The 14221-nt window shown below is 31.0% G+C and carries 10 protein-coding genes; 6 read left to right on the top strand and 4 right to left on the bottom strand.

What is annotated here, in order from left to right; all coding sequences use genetic code 11:
• Nucleotides 1–194: 194 nt before the first annotated feature.
• Both GUI12_00755 and dnaK read left to right on the top strand, forming a co-directional pair.
• Complete coding sequence (locus GUI12_00755) at nt 195–2087, top strand: Rne/Rng family ribonuclease (GenBank protein UAT42692.1); 1893 nt, start codon at nt 195–197, stop codon at nt 2085–2087.
• A gap of 100 nt (nt 2088–2187) precedes the next feature.
• Nucleotides 2188–4107, top strand: a complete 1920-nt coding sequence (dnaK, locus tag GUI12_00750) for a molecular chaperone DnaK (protein ID UAT42691.1) — start codon at nt 2188–2190, stop codon at nt 4105–4107.
• Nucleotides 4108–4134: 27 nt separating this feature from the next.
• Here the strand turns inward: dnaK and prmC are convergent, their stop codons facing one another.
• Together prmC and tatC are read right to left on the bottom strand one after the other, a co-directional pair.
• On the bottom strand, nt 4135–4977 hold the full coding sequence (gene prmC / locus GUI12_00745) for a peptide chain release factor N(5)-glutamine methyltransferase (GenBank protein UAT42690.1): 843 nt from the start codon (nt 4975–4977) through the stop codon (nt 4135–4137).
• Nucleotides 4964–5755 carry a twin-arginine translocase subunit TatC gene (gene tatC / locus GUI12_00740; protein ID UAT42689.1) on the bottom strand — a complete coding sequence of 264 codons (792 nt, stop codon included), beginning with the start codon at nt 5753–5755 and terminating at the stop codon, nt 4964–4966. The genes prmC and tatC overlap by 14 nt, the downstream gene beginning before the upstream one ends.
• Before the next feature lie 72 nt (nt 5756–5827).
• Here tatC and gloB point away from each other — a divergent pair, with 72 nt between their 5' ends.
• Nucleotides 5828–6619, top strand: a complete 792-nt coding sequence (gloB, locus tag GUI12_00735; GenBank protein ID UAT42688.1) for a hydroxyacylglutathione hydrolase — start codon at nt 5828–5830, stop codon at nt 6617–6619.
• Here gloB and tilS read toward each other — a convergent pair.
• The gene (gene tilS, locus GUI12_00730; GenBank protein ID UAT42687.1) at nt 6604–7869 is read right to left on the bottom strand and encodes a tRNA lysidine(34) synthetase TilS; all 1266 of its coding nucleotides are present in this window, start codon (nt 7867–7869) and stop codon (nt 6604–6606) included. The genes gloB and tilS overlap by 16 nt on opposite strands.
• A gap of 140 nt (nt 7870–8009) precedes the next feature.
• On the opposite strand from tilS, the gene GUI12_00725 reads away from it, so the two are divergent.
• From GUI12_00725 to GUI12_00715, 3 genes are all read left to right on the top strand, one after another.
• Complete coding sequence (locus tag GUI12_00725) at nt 8010–9581, top strand: iron ABC transporter permease (GenBank protein ID UAT42686.1); 1572 nt, start codon at nt 8010–8012, stop codon at nt 9579–9581.
• A 926-nt stretch (nt 9582–10507) separates the two neighbouring features.
• Entirely contained in the window at nt 10508–11131 is a 624-nt protein-coding gene (locus GUI12_00720) for a 50S ribosomal protein L25 (GenBank protein UAT42685.1), read from the top strand.
• 51 nt (nt 11132–11182) lie between these two features.
• Complete coding sequence (locus GUI12_00715) at nt 11183–11776, top strand: aminoacyl-tRNA hydrolase (GenBank protein UAT42684.1); 594 nt, start codon at nt 11183–11185, stop codon at nt 11774–11776.
• Here GUI12_00715 and GUI12_00710 read toward each other — a convergent pair.
• Nucleotides 11758–14208, bottom strand: coding sequence for a hypothetical protein (locus tag GUI12_00710; protein ID UAT42683.1), 2451 nt, complete (start codon nt 14206–14208; stop codon nt 11758–11760). The two genes, GUI12_00715 and GUI12_00710, sit on opposite strands and share 19 nt — an antisense overlap.
• Nucleotides 14209–14221 lie beyond the last annotated feature (13 nt).

Genomic DNA, 14221 nt, shown 5'->3' with positions numbered 1-14221 from the left:
AAATCACATATTAAGAAAGTATAATGTGCTTTGATGCTCGAATTTTACTAATCCAATAATTAATTAATATTTCAATATATGTACCGGAAAGTTGTGTGCATTTATGTTGATATTTTTTTTGTTGCGCTCGGTAGGATTTTAAGAGCATATTCGATGCCTTCTATTATAGTATTACTTGATAGAAGCCATATAAAATGTTAATAAATAAAAAAAAATCAGATATAATAAAGAAAGTGAGAATAATAGTAGATGCAGAATTCAAAGAAGAAAGCAGAATAGCAAAACTTGATACAGATGGACAACTTATAGCATTAGAACAAAGTAGCTCTTTGAACCCTTCTCTAAAGGGGTACATATTCACCGGCTACATAAGTAACGTTGAACCATCTTTGAATGCTGCTTTTGTTGAATGTCCAGATGGTAGAAATGGCTTCTTGTCTTTTAAAGAATTAGATGAGAGATACATAAATTTGAGAAAAAACACTCGCAAGAGGAGTGATGGAAGCTCTAGTACTAACGCTATATCTAGCGGCCTTAAGAAAGGCAGTAAGTTAATAATTCAGGTAGTAAAAGATAAGAGAGAAAACAAAGTATTAACTCTCTCTACGTATATTTCACTACCTGGTAGATATTGTGTTTTGACTACCAAAAGAAAGGAGCAAGTATGCAAGTACATAACAGATGAAGTAGAAAGAAAGAGGCTGCATTCACTTGCGGAAAAGCTGAATAAAGCAAGAAAGACAGGCTTATTTATAAAATCTTCTGCACAAGGAAAAGATGAAAATTTAATAGCTGCGGATTTTAAACAACTAAAGAAATTGTGGCGAAAGATTTCAGAGGATGCTAATAATAGTACAAAAAGTACAATTCTTTATTCTGAAGGTTCTTTAGCTAAGAAAGTTGTACGTGATATGTACGACGAATCAATTAAGAGTATTGTAGTATCAGATGATAATACGTATCAAGAGATCAAAGAATATGCAGATATAGTATTGGGGAAAGTTGTATCTAGTAAAATAATCAAGCGATACGAAGAGGAACAATCTATATTTCACCATTATCATATAGAAGAGCAAATACACACTCTATACAACAGTAAAGTAAGCTTAAAATCTGGTGGTCATATAGTAATAAATCCGACGGAAGCTTTAATTGCGATAGATGTAAATTCTGGCAAAATGCGTAGAGAAGAATCGATGGAAGAGACTGCATATAGAATAAATATAGAAGCAGCCTATGAGATTGCGAAACAAGTAGAGCTAAAAAATCTTTCAGGGTTGATAGTAATAGATTTCATAGATATGTCTGAATATAACAATAGGAAAGAAGTTGAAATAAGTGTTTCCAAAGCTTTTGCGAAATATCAATCTGACGCGGTAATTGCGGATCATTTAAGTGATTTTGGTCTGATGCAGATATCGAAAAGAAGAGTAAGAAATAATATCTTTGAGCTAAATACTGTTGCTTGCAAGAAGTGTAGTGGCAAGGGAAGGATGATATCTTCTAATTATGTAGCAGTAAAAATACTTAGAGCTATTAATAATGTGGTTATTAAACATAATCATGATATAACTGCTTGTGCTGATGAAAACATAATAATAAATCTTATTAATACGTACAAAGATAAAATATCTGAAATTGAGAAAAAGAAGAAAACCAAGATAATACTAAAAATCAGCAATGAACTACCAGAAGGGGGATTTATTGTTGAATCTACAGCTTCTGAGAAATCAATTTTCGTAACAGATTTTGAAAAAAAATCAAGAATTGAGGCTCCTTCAGAGGCTAACAAAGAACCACAAAACAAGATAAGTAGCGAAAATAAGAAGACAACAACTAAGAAAATTCGTGAGAATATCAAGAATTCGAGCAAACCAAAAGAAAAGCCTAAGATCACAGCGGAAGATGATAGAATTCCAAAAGAAGAAATTATAGAAGCTGTTAAAGAAGAAAAAGTGGCGATATCTCAAGAAGAAACTGATGAGAAAAATGAACTCTCTAATGAACCCTCTAAAATAAAAAGAAATAGACGTAGTCATTCTTTCAAAGATAAAGTTGGGATCATAGTAAAGAAGATTATAGATTGATTTTAATATAAAAAAATAAAATAAATACTTGTAACACTTGTATTTTGGATTGTAAGACATATATGTTTTATGTGATATAAAAAATACTAGAGGTTTAACAATGAATGCTGTGATAGGTATAGATCTAGGAACCAGTAATTCCTGCATAGGAATTATGGAAGGTTCTAATCCAAAAGTGATTGAAAATTCTGAAGGTAATCGTACAACTCCATCTTTTGTTTCATTTAAACAAGGCGAAAGAATTGTTGGAATAGCCGCTAAAAATCAGTCTATAACGAATCCATCAAATACTGTTTATTCTGCAAAAAGATTCATCGGTAGAAAATTTAGTGAATTGACATCTGATGATAAAAATATGCCTTTCAAAATAGTTACCGCCAAGAATGGAGATGTAGCTTTCAGCATAGATAATGAGAAACTTTCCCCAAGTCAGATAGGTTCTTTTGTATTACAAAAATTAAAGATGTATGCAGAAGAATATTTAGGACAAAAAGTAACAGATGCTGTAATAACAGTTCCAGCATATTTTAATGATGCACAAAGACAAGCAACGAAAGATGCAGGCGCTATTGCTGGTTTAAATGTATTAAGAATAATTAACGAACCAACTGCTGCAGCTTTAGCTTACGGCTTCAGTGATGATAAAAACCTTAATAAGAAGATAGCTGTCTATGACTTAGGAGGTGGAACTTTTGATATTTCAATTTTAGAAATAGATGAAGGTGTGTTTGAGGTTAAAGCAACTAATGGTGATACTCACTTAGGGGGAGAAGATTTTGATAAGAGAATTTTAGATTTCTTAACTAAAAGTTTTAAAGAACAAACTGGCATAGATTGCTCAAAAGACCCTATGGCTCTTCAAAGACTAAAGGAAGCGGCAGAAAAAGCAAAGAAAGAATTATCTAGTTCTACACAAACACGTATATCTTTACCATTTCTATCGGCAGATCAAAATGGCCCTAAACACTTAGAGTTAGATTTCACAAGATCGAAATTAGAGAGTTTAGTTTCTGACCTTGTAGAAAAAACTATAGCACCTTGTGAAAAAGCTATAAAAGACAGTGGTTTTGACATCGGCGAAATAGATGAAGTTATCTTAGTTGGTGGAATGACAAGAATGCCTAGAGTTGCTGCAGAAGTTGAAAAATTCTTTAAGAAAGCTCCTCATAAAGGTGTGAATCCTGACGAAGTAGTAGCTCTTGGTGCAGCTATACAGGCAGGCATATTATCAGGCAGTGCTTCTGGTAGTAAAGCAGATAACATAGTGCTTTTAGATGTTACTCCTCTATCATTAGGAATCGAGACTTTAGGTGGTGTATTCACCAAAATTATTAATAGAAATAATACTATCCCTGTTAAAAAATCCCAGGTTTTCTCGACTGCAGAAGACAATCAAACTCAAGTTGAAATAAAAGTATTCCAAGGAGAGAGAGATATGGCTGTAGATAATCATCTATTAGGGAAATTTCAGTTAATTGGTATAGCACCGGCTCCTAGAGGTATGCCGCAAATTGAAGTAACATTTGATATTGATGCTAACGGTATAGTGCACGTTTCTGCTACAGATAAGGCAACTGGTAAAGAGCAGAAGATAGTAATACAAAGCTCTGGTGGACATACTCAAGACGAGATTGATCAAATGATCAAGGATGCTGAGAAACACGCAGAATCTGACAAGAAAAAAAGAGAATTGATAGAAGTGCGTAATCAAGCTGAGTCACAAATCTATGAAGCTGAAAAAAATATTAATGAACACGGAGATAAAGTAGCACAAGAAACAAAAGACTCTATAAACAAAGCCTTAGAGGAATTAAAAAGTGTTTTATCTGCTGATAATTATGATGAGATCAAAAGTAAAAATGATGCTTTATCTCAACAGCTTATAAAGATTGGTCAAGAGATATATCAAAGCCAACAACAAACAAATAATAATGCAGATGCGAGTGAAGATAGTGCTTCATCATCAACTTCAGATAATCAAGATGAAAAGATTGTTGATGTTGAAGAGGATAAAAAATAGTATTTATCTGGTAAAAAAACGGAGTGCTTATTGCACTTCGTTTTTTTTATTTTCTATTATCATAACTCGCTTAATATTATTCAAGTCCTTACGATAATCTACGGATAAACCGGCTTCTGTGAAGAGATTGTGTAATGCTTCGTATTGGTTATAACCTAATTCGAGGAAGGCTTTTTTATGCAAACACTTCTTCATTATTGGAACCATTTTCATATAGTGTTCCAGGCCACTCTTACCACCATCCAGCGCAATATGTGATTCATGTTTATATATATCATCTGCAAGAGTTATAATATCGCCACTTGGAATATATGGTGGATTACAAAATATATAGTCAAATTTTTCAGATGTATTATGCCAAGAATTTTCAATTATTTTAGCCCTGTGAAAAAGATTATATTTTTGTAGATTATTTAATGTATTTTCAATTGCTAACGGAAAGATATCAAATGCTTTGGCAGTAGCAGAAGAAAATTCCAAGAGAATGGTGATACATATACAACCTGTACCGGCTCCAAAATCTGCGAAATACATTTTTTCATCTGGAGTAATAAATTCCTTTGCAGTATCTATTAATAATTCTGTTTCTGGCCTTGGGATTAAAACTTCTTTAAGTACATTAAATTCCCTACCATAGAACTCCTTAACACCAATTATATAGGCGATTGGTTCACGTGTTATGCGTCTTTGTACCAAGGAAAAAAAATGTTCTTTTATACTTTCCTCTACAATTTTATCGCTATTTATAATAATTTCAGATTGTGTCATATGTAAAACATGCATTAACAATATCTCCGATTCTAATGCAGCATTATCTACATAATCAGATAATAATTTTGTCCCAGCAATATGAAGGTCAAATATTTTCATTCACATTGTCCTTCTTGCTTTTATTAATATAACGAGCAGCAATAATAGTTATCTCATATAAAACAATCATAGGAAAAGCTAAGCCTATCTGACTTAAAACATCTGGAGGCGTCAAAATAGCAGCAATAATAAAAATCATAACTATTGCAATACGTCTTTTGCTAACCAGGGTATCGTAACTTATAATACCAAATTGAACCAAAATAGCTAACAAAACCGGAAGCTGAAATGCACAACCAAAAGCAAACATCAATTGCACAACTATATCTAAGTATTCAGATACTGAGGGCATAAATTCTATTGGAACACTGCTATTATCACCACTTTCACAGCCTATGCTAATAAAGAATTTCCAAGCTACTGGAAATATAAAGTAATAAACGACAAAAACTCCAAAAGCGAAAAGAAATGGAGATGAAAAAAGATAGGGGATCAATATTTTACGTTCTTGTGTATATAGTGCTGGTGCAATAAAAAGATAGCACTGCCATATCATGAAAGGTGCTGTCACCAAGAATGCAAATAACAAAGAAACCCGTAGATATACAAAAAATACTTCTGTGATATCTGTATATATTAAAGTAAAATCTGTGTTATTTAATTTATCAAAATCTTGAATGATATCTTTTAGAGGTAGCAATAAAAAGTCATAAATTTCCTGAGAAAACCAATAACATACGATAAATGCAAATACAAAAAACACTAGAATTTTAACCACACGTGACCTAAGTTCGTGTAAATGACCAGTGATACTCATATAGCCTTCGCTTTTATTCATAGGCACAGAAAGTTAATATGATATAATCCATTATTAAATTGAATTACTATATAGTTTTATATCAAAAACGTGATGACTAATAACAACCCAATTTTAGAAGTATCATTTATTAAAACATTAAAAGATAATTATACATATTTTATCAGAGAAAGTATAAATAATGCTACAGCAATAATAGACCCAAGTGAATCTGATCCATGCCTATATTTTCTAAAAAAAAACAATTTTAAATTAGATTATATATTAAATACACATCATCATTACGACCATGTTGGAGGCAATTTAGATATAAAAAAACACACTAGATGTAAGATTGTTGGTTGTTATAAAGATCGCCACAGGATTCCAGGTATTGACCAAACTTTTAGTAAAGAATTTAAATTTGGAACACTTACAGCAGAGGTAATAGAGTTAGATGGTCACACAATTGGACACATTGCAATTTATTTCCCTAGAGAGAAAATTTTATTTTGTGGAGATACTCTTTTTTCTTCAGGATGTGGGGTGGTATTAGAAGGTACAATGAAGCAAATGCATGAAGCTTTAACAAAATTGAAAAATCTCCCAGATGAAACATTGGTATATTGTGCTCATGAATATACGTTAGGTAATCTACGTTTTGCAAAGCACCTAGAGCCGGATAATCCTCTTATAGAAGAAAAGATAAAAGTCAGTCGAGAATTAAGAAAGAGTGATAAGCCTACTTTACCATCAACTATTGGGATAGAAAAAAATACCAATCCTTTTTTTCGCACGGATAGCAAAGCAATAAGAAAAAAACTTAACATACCAGAATATGAAAGTGACGCTTTTGCATTTGCGAAGATTAGAAATGCCAAAGATCGATTTCACAACTTAATTTGAAGTATTTTCGATAACATTTTTTCATATTCAAAATGTAGAATGAATCCGTTAGATTCATTTTTTAAGATAGTCTCTGAAAGATAAATTTTATTTCTATTTTTATCACATATGACAGGTAATAGAAGCGCCTCTTGGAATTTAATAGATAAGTGTTCTTTATACGCAGCAATATCTTCATATTCTGCCTTTTTGATAGATAATCCTTTGTATAAATCATTGACAACACATGTTACTCTATTGTCCCAGCAAAATTTATTATTTGAAATGATGTTTTCGTCATTAGATATAAAATGATATTCCCTCATAAATTTTATACCATATTTAGAAGGCAATACGTAACATCCAAACAAGGTTGATGATTTTTTGTATTTTAAAATCTGTTGTAAAAATTCACAAAACGAAGAATAGCGTGGCTTATGTTTTTTGCCACCGATGATCATTATTGTATAGAGGAATACTCTAGTATATATTTCTTTTGGAAGTTGTAAGATTTCGTTATTGAAAATAATATATCCAATTTTTATCTCGGCATTTTTAATGGCTTCATTGTACACGTAGTAATTCAAAGCACTTTTGATGTTCTGCATGTGTTGTATTGTCTTATCAAACCTAGAATATAGAATATCCCTATCTTCTTGCATTAAACTAACACACTTTCTGATATAAGCACGTTTATATTTAACATTGCTATTAGTTTGATCTTCAATCCACGGTATATTATGTTTTTTGGCATATTCATAGATCTGTGTTTTTTTTATTCTTAACATAGGCCTTAGAATTGTCATATCGTTTTGCGTGCTCACTTCAGACATACAACTTAAACCATCGACTGAACTACCTCTTTCAAGGGATATCAAAAAAGTTTCAATTTGATCATCCATATGGTGAGCTAAAATAATGTTTTGTACTTTTATTTTATAACATAATTTAAAAAGTGCATTATACCTAGCGTTACGTGCTTGTTGTAATAGATTACCTCTCACATCTCCATTGTGATTCCAAGAATCTTGATAAAACATCAGTTGGTTTAAATGAGCATATCTTTTCACCAAATCAACTTCCTCAAATGAATTGTTTCTTAGTGCATGATCAAAACTAAATACGGTAATATTAAATTTCTTGGATGAAGAGATAATATCCAATAGGGTCATACTATCTACTCCTCCGGAAACAGCGATAACTGCAGATTTCTCTGATTCTAAAATTAGACTCAAACGAGAAAGAACTATATTGTGTATGCTATTTGTCATAGGACGGTTATTTGCACAGATAACATATTATATAGTATCATATATAGAAGAAATTATTAGAATGTCTTTTGTTTAATAAAATTCAAATAACTAAACATGACTACATAATTGGGTTTTTTGTCTTAGTTTTTCTTTCGCCGATGTTGTTTTTAATATATCCAGCATTTGGTACATCAAGTTATAATCTTTCAACATCCTTATTTGTAGAATATTTATCAAACAGCATGATAATAACTTGTGCAACTGGAATATTAACTCTTATATTAGGCCTAATGCCTGCTATGCTCGTAGCTTTTTATGACTTCCCTGGGAGAAAGTTTGTCCAATATACAACAATATTACCCTTGGCAATACCAGTTTATATCAGTGCTCTATCATATAATTATCTAATTGACTATACGCCATTATTAAAAGGGCTAATATATAGCACGATACCCTTCTCCGTAGGGAAAAAATGGGCTAATTTAATATGTCAGATATTTGTTATGAGCTTTTCGTATTATCCTTACCTATACATAATATGCATGCCCAAGCTATGTATGATTAAACCATATATGGCAATCTCTTCTTCCATGGGCTATTCAACTAGTCAATCTATTTTGAAGATTGCATTACCTCTTAGTAAATCGGCAATTATTACTGGAACAGCGTTAATAATGATGGAAGTAATCTCAGATTTTGGGTCAACACAAATCTTTGGGATTAATACATTCACAACAGGAATATATCGTTCATGGTTTTTATTAGAAGACTATAATTTAGCAGCAAAATTGATACTATCTCTTTTGTTTATAGTGATGATGATATTTATAGTTGAAAAGGTTAATTGTGATAAAAAGAATTTTGCCAATAACAGTAGTATTGATAAAATAGGCTATGATCATGAAACAAAATTAGCGGGAGCAAAGGGGTATCTGGCATTGATTATAGCTTTATGTATACCTTTTATAGGCTTTTTAATACCAATTATCCCCTTAATAAAAATTCTCTTAGTAGAAGATATTTCAATTAATACCAAAATTACCGGCAGTATCTTTAATACAGTATTTATATCTACTATAACTGCATTATTGATAATCATCATAACGCTAAAATTGAGTTACATCACACGACAACGTAAGAAGTTAGTTCATCCTGTAAGATTATTGACTGTTGGTTATGCAATTCCAAGCATTGTATTAGCTTTTGGAGTAATGACATTCTTAAGTCATTTATCTGGTTTAATGAATTATTTATCAGAATTACTGATAGATTACAATCCAAGAATAATAATGATGGGCAGCATAGGAGCTCTTATGTTTACTTATACTTTTAGATTCATTGGGATATCTATAGGAACCATAGATCCTGCATTAGAAAAAGTGCCGGCAGAATATGATTGGTTAGCTGAAATAATTGGTAAAAACAAACTAAAGTCTTTTGTATCAATTTATATACCACTGATATGGAAAAGTATATGTGTATCTTTTATGTTATTGTTTATTGATATTTCTAAAGAATTAGCGGCAACATTAATAATAAGACCCTTTAATTTTGATACAATGTCAACAAAGATGTTTGATTTAATTAGTGAAGAGCAATTTGTAGAAGCGGTACCTTTAGCAACGATGACAATTCTAATTAGCCTAGCCTCTGTAATTTATGTATCAAGGCAGATATATAAAAATAAAAAAGAAGAACAAAGCTGCCCAAAAATCAATATTGAAGGGTAATTAAATGAGATTACATCCTTATAGGTATAACCTATAAAGGGTTTTTTGGCATTTTACAAATAAACTAATTTTTCACCTATAGAAAGATACGATGTTCAAGTATTTATTTCTTGCAGCTTTTTTATTTTGTTCATTCACAAAAATTTTTGCTGAACAAAAATATTTGAGCATTTATGAAATTATCGATAACAACTCTGCTCTGTGTTTTGATCGAAGGTATAAAACGATCCATGTTGTAGGAAATTTTACAAACATCCATAAAGGTAATTCTCTTGATGTTGAAGTAGAATTCAGGGGTATTTTTCACGATGGGAATCGTAAAATTAGATCTTATAGAATAACCAAGATAAATAAAATATATTAACTGATAATGTAATTTTTTTGCGATAGTACATTTATAGAGATCATTTTATTGTTTTTTTAGATTTGCAACCAACACTTATATTTCTTTCTTGCAAAAATTTTTGGAGAGACAATACTTCATTTATATATTGATTAGGCTGTTTTTATATCAATATATTGTATCTGATGCAAATATCATAATATGTCAAAACAGTTATTTAAAATAAAATTGATAATATACTAAATTATACCTGGTTTGCGAAGTGTACATTATCACTCAAATAAAAGATTACTAAAGTGAACAACCATTTCACTATTAACATTAATTCACTTGGTATTTACCGATATAAATTTGATCAAGCAATTATATATAGAAGTGTTGCAAAGGATAGCTATAAGGTATTCAGATTATTAAAAATTAAAGCAGATTTGCACATAAATAAAACAAATGATAGAATTTCCCTTGTAATTATGATGTGTTTTGGATTGCATAGTAGATAAAAAGTTAATCAAAAAAATCTGCCCAATGATCTTATATGGATTATGATTGATACATAACACAAATAATGATGCTTCAATGATATATGAGGAATGAGAAGATGTTAGAATTAAATTATAAAGTGCGTCCCGAAATAGGACGAAAAAGCTTAGCTAAAAAGCTCCGTGCAGAAGGTTTGATACCCGGTGTAACCTATGGATATAATCAAAAAAATGTTCATATACAAGTGTGTAAAAAAGAACTGGAAAAAAAATTCAAAAGCCTAATAGGATATCTAATCACTTTAAAGAACCAAGATAACGAAAAAGAGGAGATAAAAGCCTTCATCAAAAGCGCTGCAAGACACCCTGTTACTGATCGTATAATTCACATGGATTTCCTTAGTATCGCAGATATGGAAAGACCAATAGAAATTGATGTTACTGTTAAATTATTGAACTACGATAGGTGTGTTGGAATAAAGATGGGAGGAAACTTAAATATAGTAAAACGTAGAATCAAAGTATTAGCAAGGCCTGCTGATGTACCCAGATATATAGAGATCGATATAAAAGATGTTAATGTAGGTTCTTCTGTTAGATTATCTGACGTGGAAGATATCAATAACGTAAAATTCATTGGGAAAGCAAAAGACATAGTAATATTAACCATTGTTGGACGCCAAAAACGTGCTGCTCAAGAACAGGGAAATAAATCTTCTGAAGCGTAAGGTAGCATATTTATTTCCATGTAATTTGTTTTAAACCTGATAGTTGAAGCAATGAATTCTTTTGGTGATGATAATTTTTTTGTTATAGTTGGCTTAGGTAATCCCGGTATTTCCTATAAAGCAACTAGACATAATGTTGGCTTTATGTTTGTTGATTCATTGCTCTTGACTCTAGAAGATGGCGCTGCTCAGTATAAAAAGAAATTTAATTCTGACTTTGCATTATCTCAGTATCATGGAAACAATATAATTATCTCAAAACCATTGTGCTTTATGAATAACTCTGGTTCTGTAGTCAGTGGAATAAAGAAATTCTATAAGACAATAAATCACAAAATACTGATTGTACATGATGACATAGACTTATCTCTGGGAAGAGTAAAAGTTAAATGTGGTGGCGGTAGTGGTGGGCATAATGGAATAAAATCTATAGATCAAATGATAGGAAAAAATTACTGGAGGTTACGCATAGGTGTTGGAGAGCCCCAAAAAAACCAAGATACTGCCAATTATGTTTTAGCAAAATTCACGTCATCAGAGCAGCAAACCATAGATTCTACGATACATAATATTATCTCAATGTTCTCTGAATTAATTGATCATCCAGAACTATTCGCACAAAATTATCATAATAGGTTCTTGTAGTCTGTCTTGATAAGGTCACGAAGGCTATTAGCATAACTTTCTGTATTTCCAAAAGATTGAGATAACTTATATATTTTATCAAAAGAATCCTTAAGATCTCTAATATTAAACAAATGTGAAAAACCTTCGTACAATTTTTGTATTTCACTTAAGCTATCCTTTTTAAGATATAAGAAAGCTAAACGCAAAACGGTTTTTTGCTGTCCTTCATCTAATTCTTCATATGGATATTCACGAAATTCCCAATAAGATTCTAAATAATCCACATATTCATCAAACATCTCATTTTCCCATAATGCACGTGCTTTTAAAACAATTGCTGTATCAGTATTATAGTTTTTTATCATCTCCCAAGCTCTGTCATAATCTTTCAAATTTAGATAAATACGGGTTTTAAGATAGATAAAATCTATATCACTATCTAAAAAAGGATATCGAGCAATAATATCCAATAGCTTTGCATAATCAGAGCGTTTTTCAAAGGTAGGCTGTAAATATAGTATGGACTGCCTTCTTAAAAAATCTGAAACATTCATATTAAGAAGTTCGTCTTGCAATTCTACTATATAATTATCCATATCCAACTTTTGAAGACTATCAATAAAAGAACGTATAATATTTATTGAAGATGATTTAACTGGGATAATATCATTAAATGCTAGGAATATTTTTATCTTTGTAATGTCACTTAGAAAGGTATCTTCTGATAAAGAAAGGAATATATGATCCACAAGATTAAACACATCAACTATATTAGAATATCCTAATATTTTGCTGATGATGTTATTTGCGTATTTAAGCGACTTATAATAATCTCTTTCTTCATAAAAATACTGTGATAAGAAGTTTAATATATTACCTTCTAGGTTATCTTGATTACGCCACATAAATTGCATATTTTCCACACTAAATAGATCAAATTCTTTGACATATCTATCTATGTCCTGCACGGTAGCATTCTGCATTAGCATTAATATTCCATTTGCTCTGTTCTCACCATCATAATCAGAATTAGCAAGATAACTCCATATCTCCTGAGCTTGACTAATTTCATTTGTATTTTGCAAGATCTTAGAAATAGCCCATAATATTTTATTTCTCTGTATAAGAGTTAGATTTTTTTGGGAACGCAAAAATTGCTGTAAATTCAATACCTGTATATTGAGTTTGCTAGAATCTGCAATAACTGCTAATAGCGGAATAAAGAAATTTTCTGCAAATGTATAATTTGATAGAATAGTTCGAGTATAATCTCTATTGAAGTCAAAATATTCTTTGCCTTTAGGATCACTAGACAACATATCAGAAAAAGATTGCCATAAATTTACTTCTTCTCTCTGCTCTTCAGAAAGAAGAGAACGATCTATATCCTTAAAACCTTCAGAAGCCTCATCATATTGCTTATCTAAGAATAAATTAGCGAAATATATAACATTAAAATGCAAATCTGCCATAGTCATATCAGGATATTTTGCCTTCAGGTATATCCCATAATTATTTGCCTGTCTAAACAACCCATGTGCAACATAAAATTTGAATAAATCTGTACTGGCTTTATATTTACTGTAACCATCAAGGATAATAATTCTCTCTAATAGATCACTCTCCTTCTCATAGAAACCACTGGTATCATTCTGCCTCCAAGATTCAAAATCAAATAGAGCGGTTTTTATTACACTATTGTTATCAGCATATTTATTTCCCCCATATATGTGTTCATTAATTTCCTTTGAAAGAGTAAATGATATATTACTATTACCGGAATTAATGTGTAAATTATCAACCTTACTGGTTATTGTGATCCCTAACGAAGAAGGCAAAACATCAGCAAAAATGTATTTATATTCACTTGATACAGAAAAAGCTCTACTTGACGACTTCACAGGAACAACATAAGTTGACCCAATCTGTTCTGAATCTTCTATTTTGTATGCAGTAGGATGGTCTAAATTCCCAAAATATACAGTATAACCATCATCATGAGGTATTGCATCCATAGAATTAAGAGCTGCCTCTTCTCTAATAATATGCCATTTATTTGCTTTCCAAGATAATCCAAATTCCTGCGTGCCCTCAAACGAAACTAAAAAGCCACTTTTAATGCTTTCTACTACAACATCTTGTATCCCGAATTTTGTTATAATATCTTCTATCCCTCCATGTTTAGCTTCAGGAACATTACAATTAAAGAACAAAAAAGTGCGATTATCTTTAAAAAAAGATGCTGCTTTTGTATTTTGATCTGTAAAATCTAATTTAAGATCCAATTGATTATTATTGTCTCCAGCATAGATTACATTATTGTAAGATGAAAGAAATCCTTTAAAAGCAGACTCTAGATAGAAAAATAGTCCTGAGAGAAACAACAATAGCAAACAGACAAGAATTATAAAAATCTTAACAATTTTCCCGCTAAATTCAGACTTTGACATCTATTAGACCAAA

This window comes from Anaplasmataceae bacterium AB001_6, assembly GCA_020002265.1.
Taxonomy (GTDB): Bacteria; Pseudomonadota; Alphaproteobacteria; order Rickettsiales; family Anaplasmataceae; genus AB001-6.
Note: the sequence above shows the minus strand (reverse complement) of the source record. Positions and strands in the feature narration are given on the sequence as shown.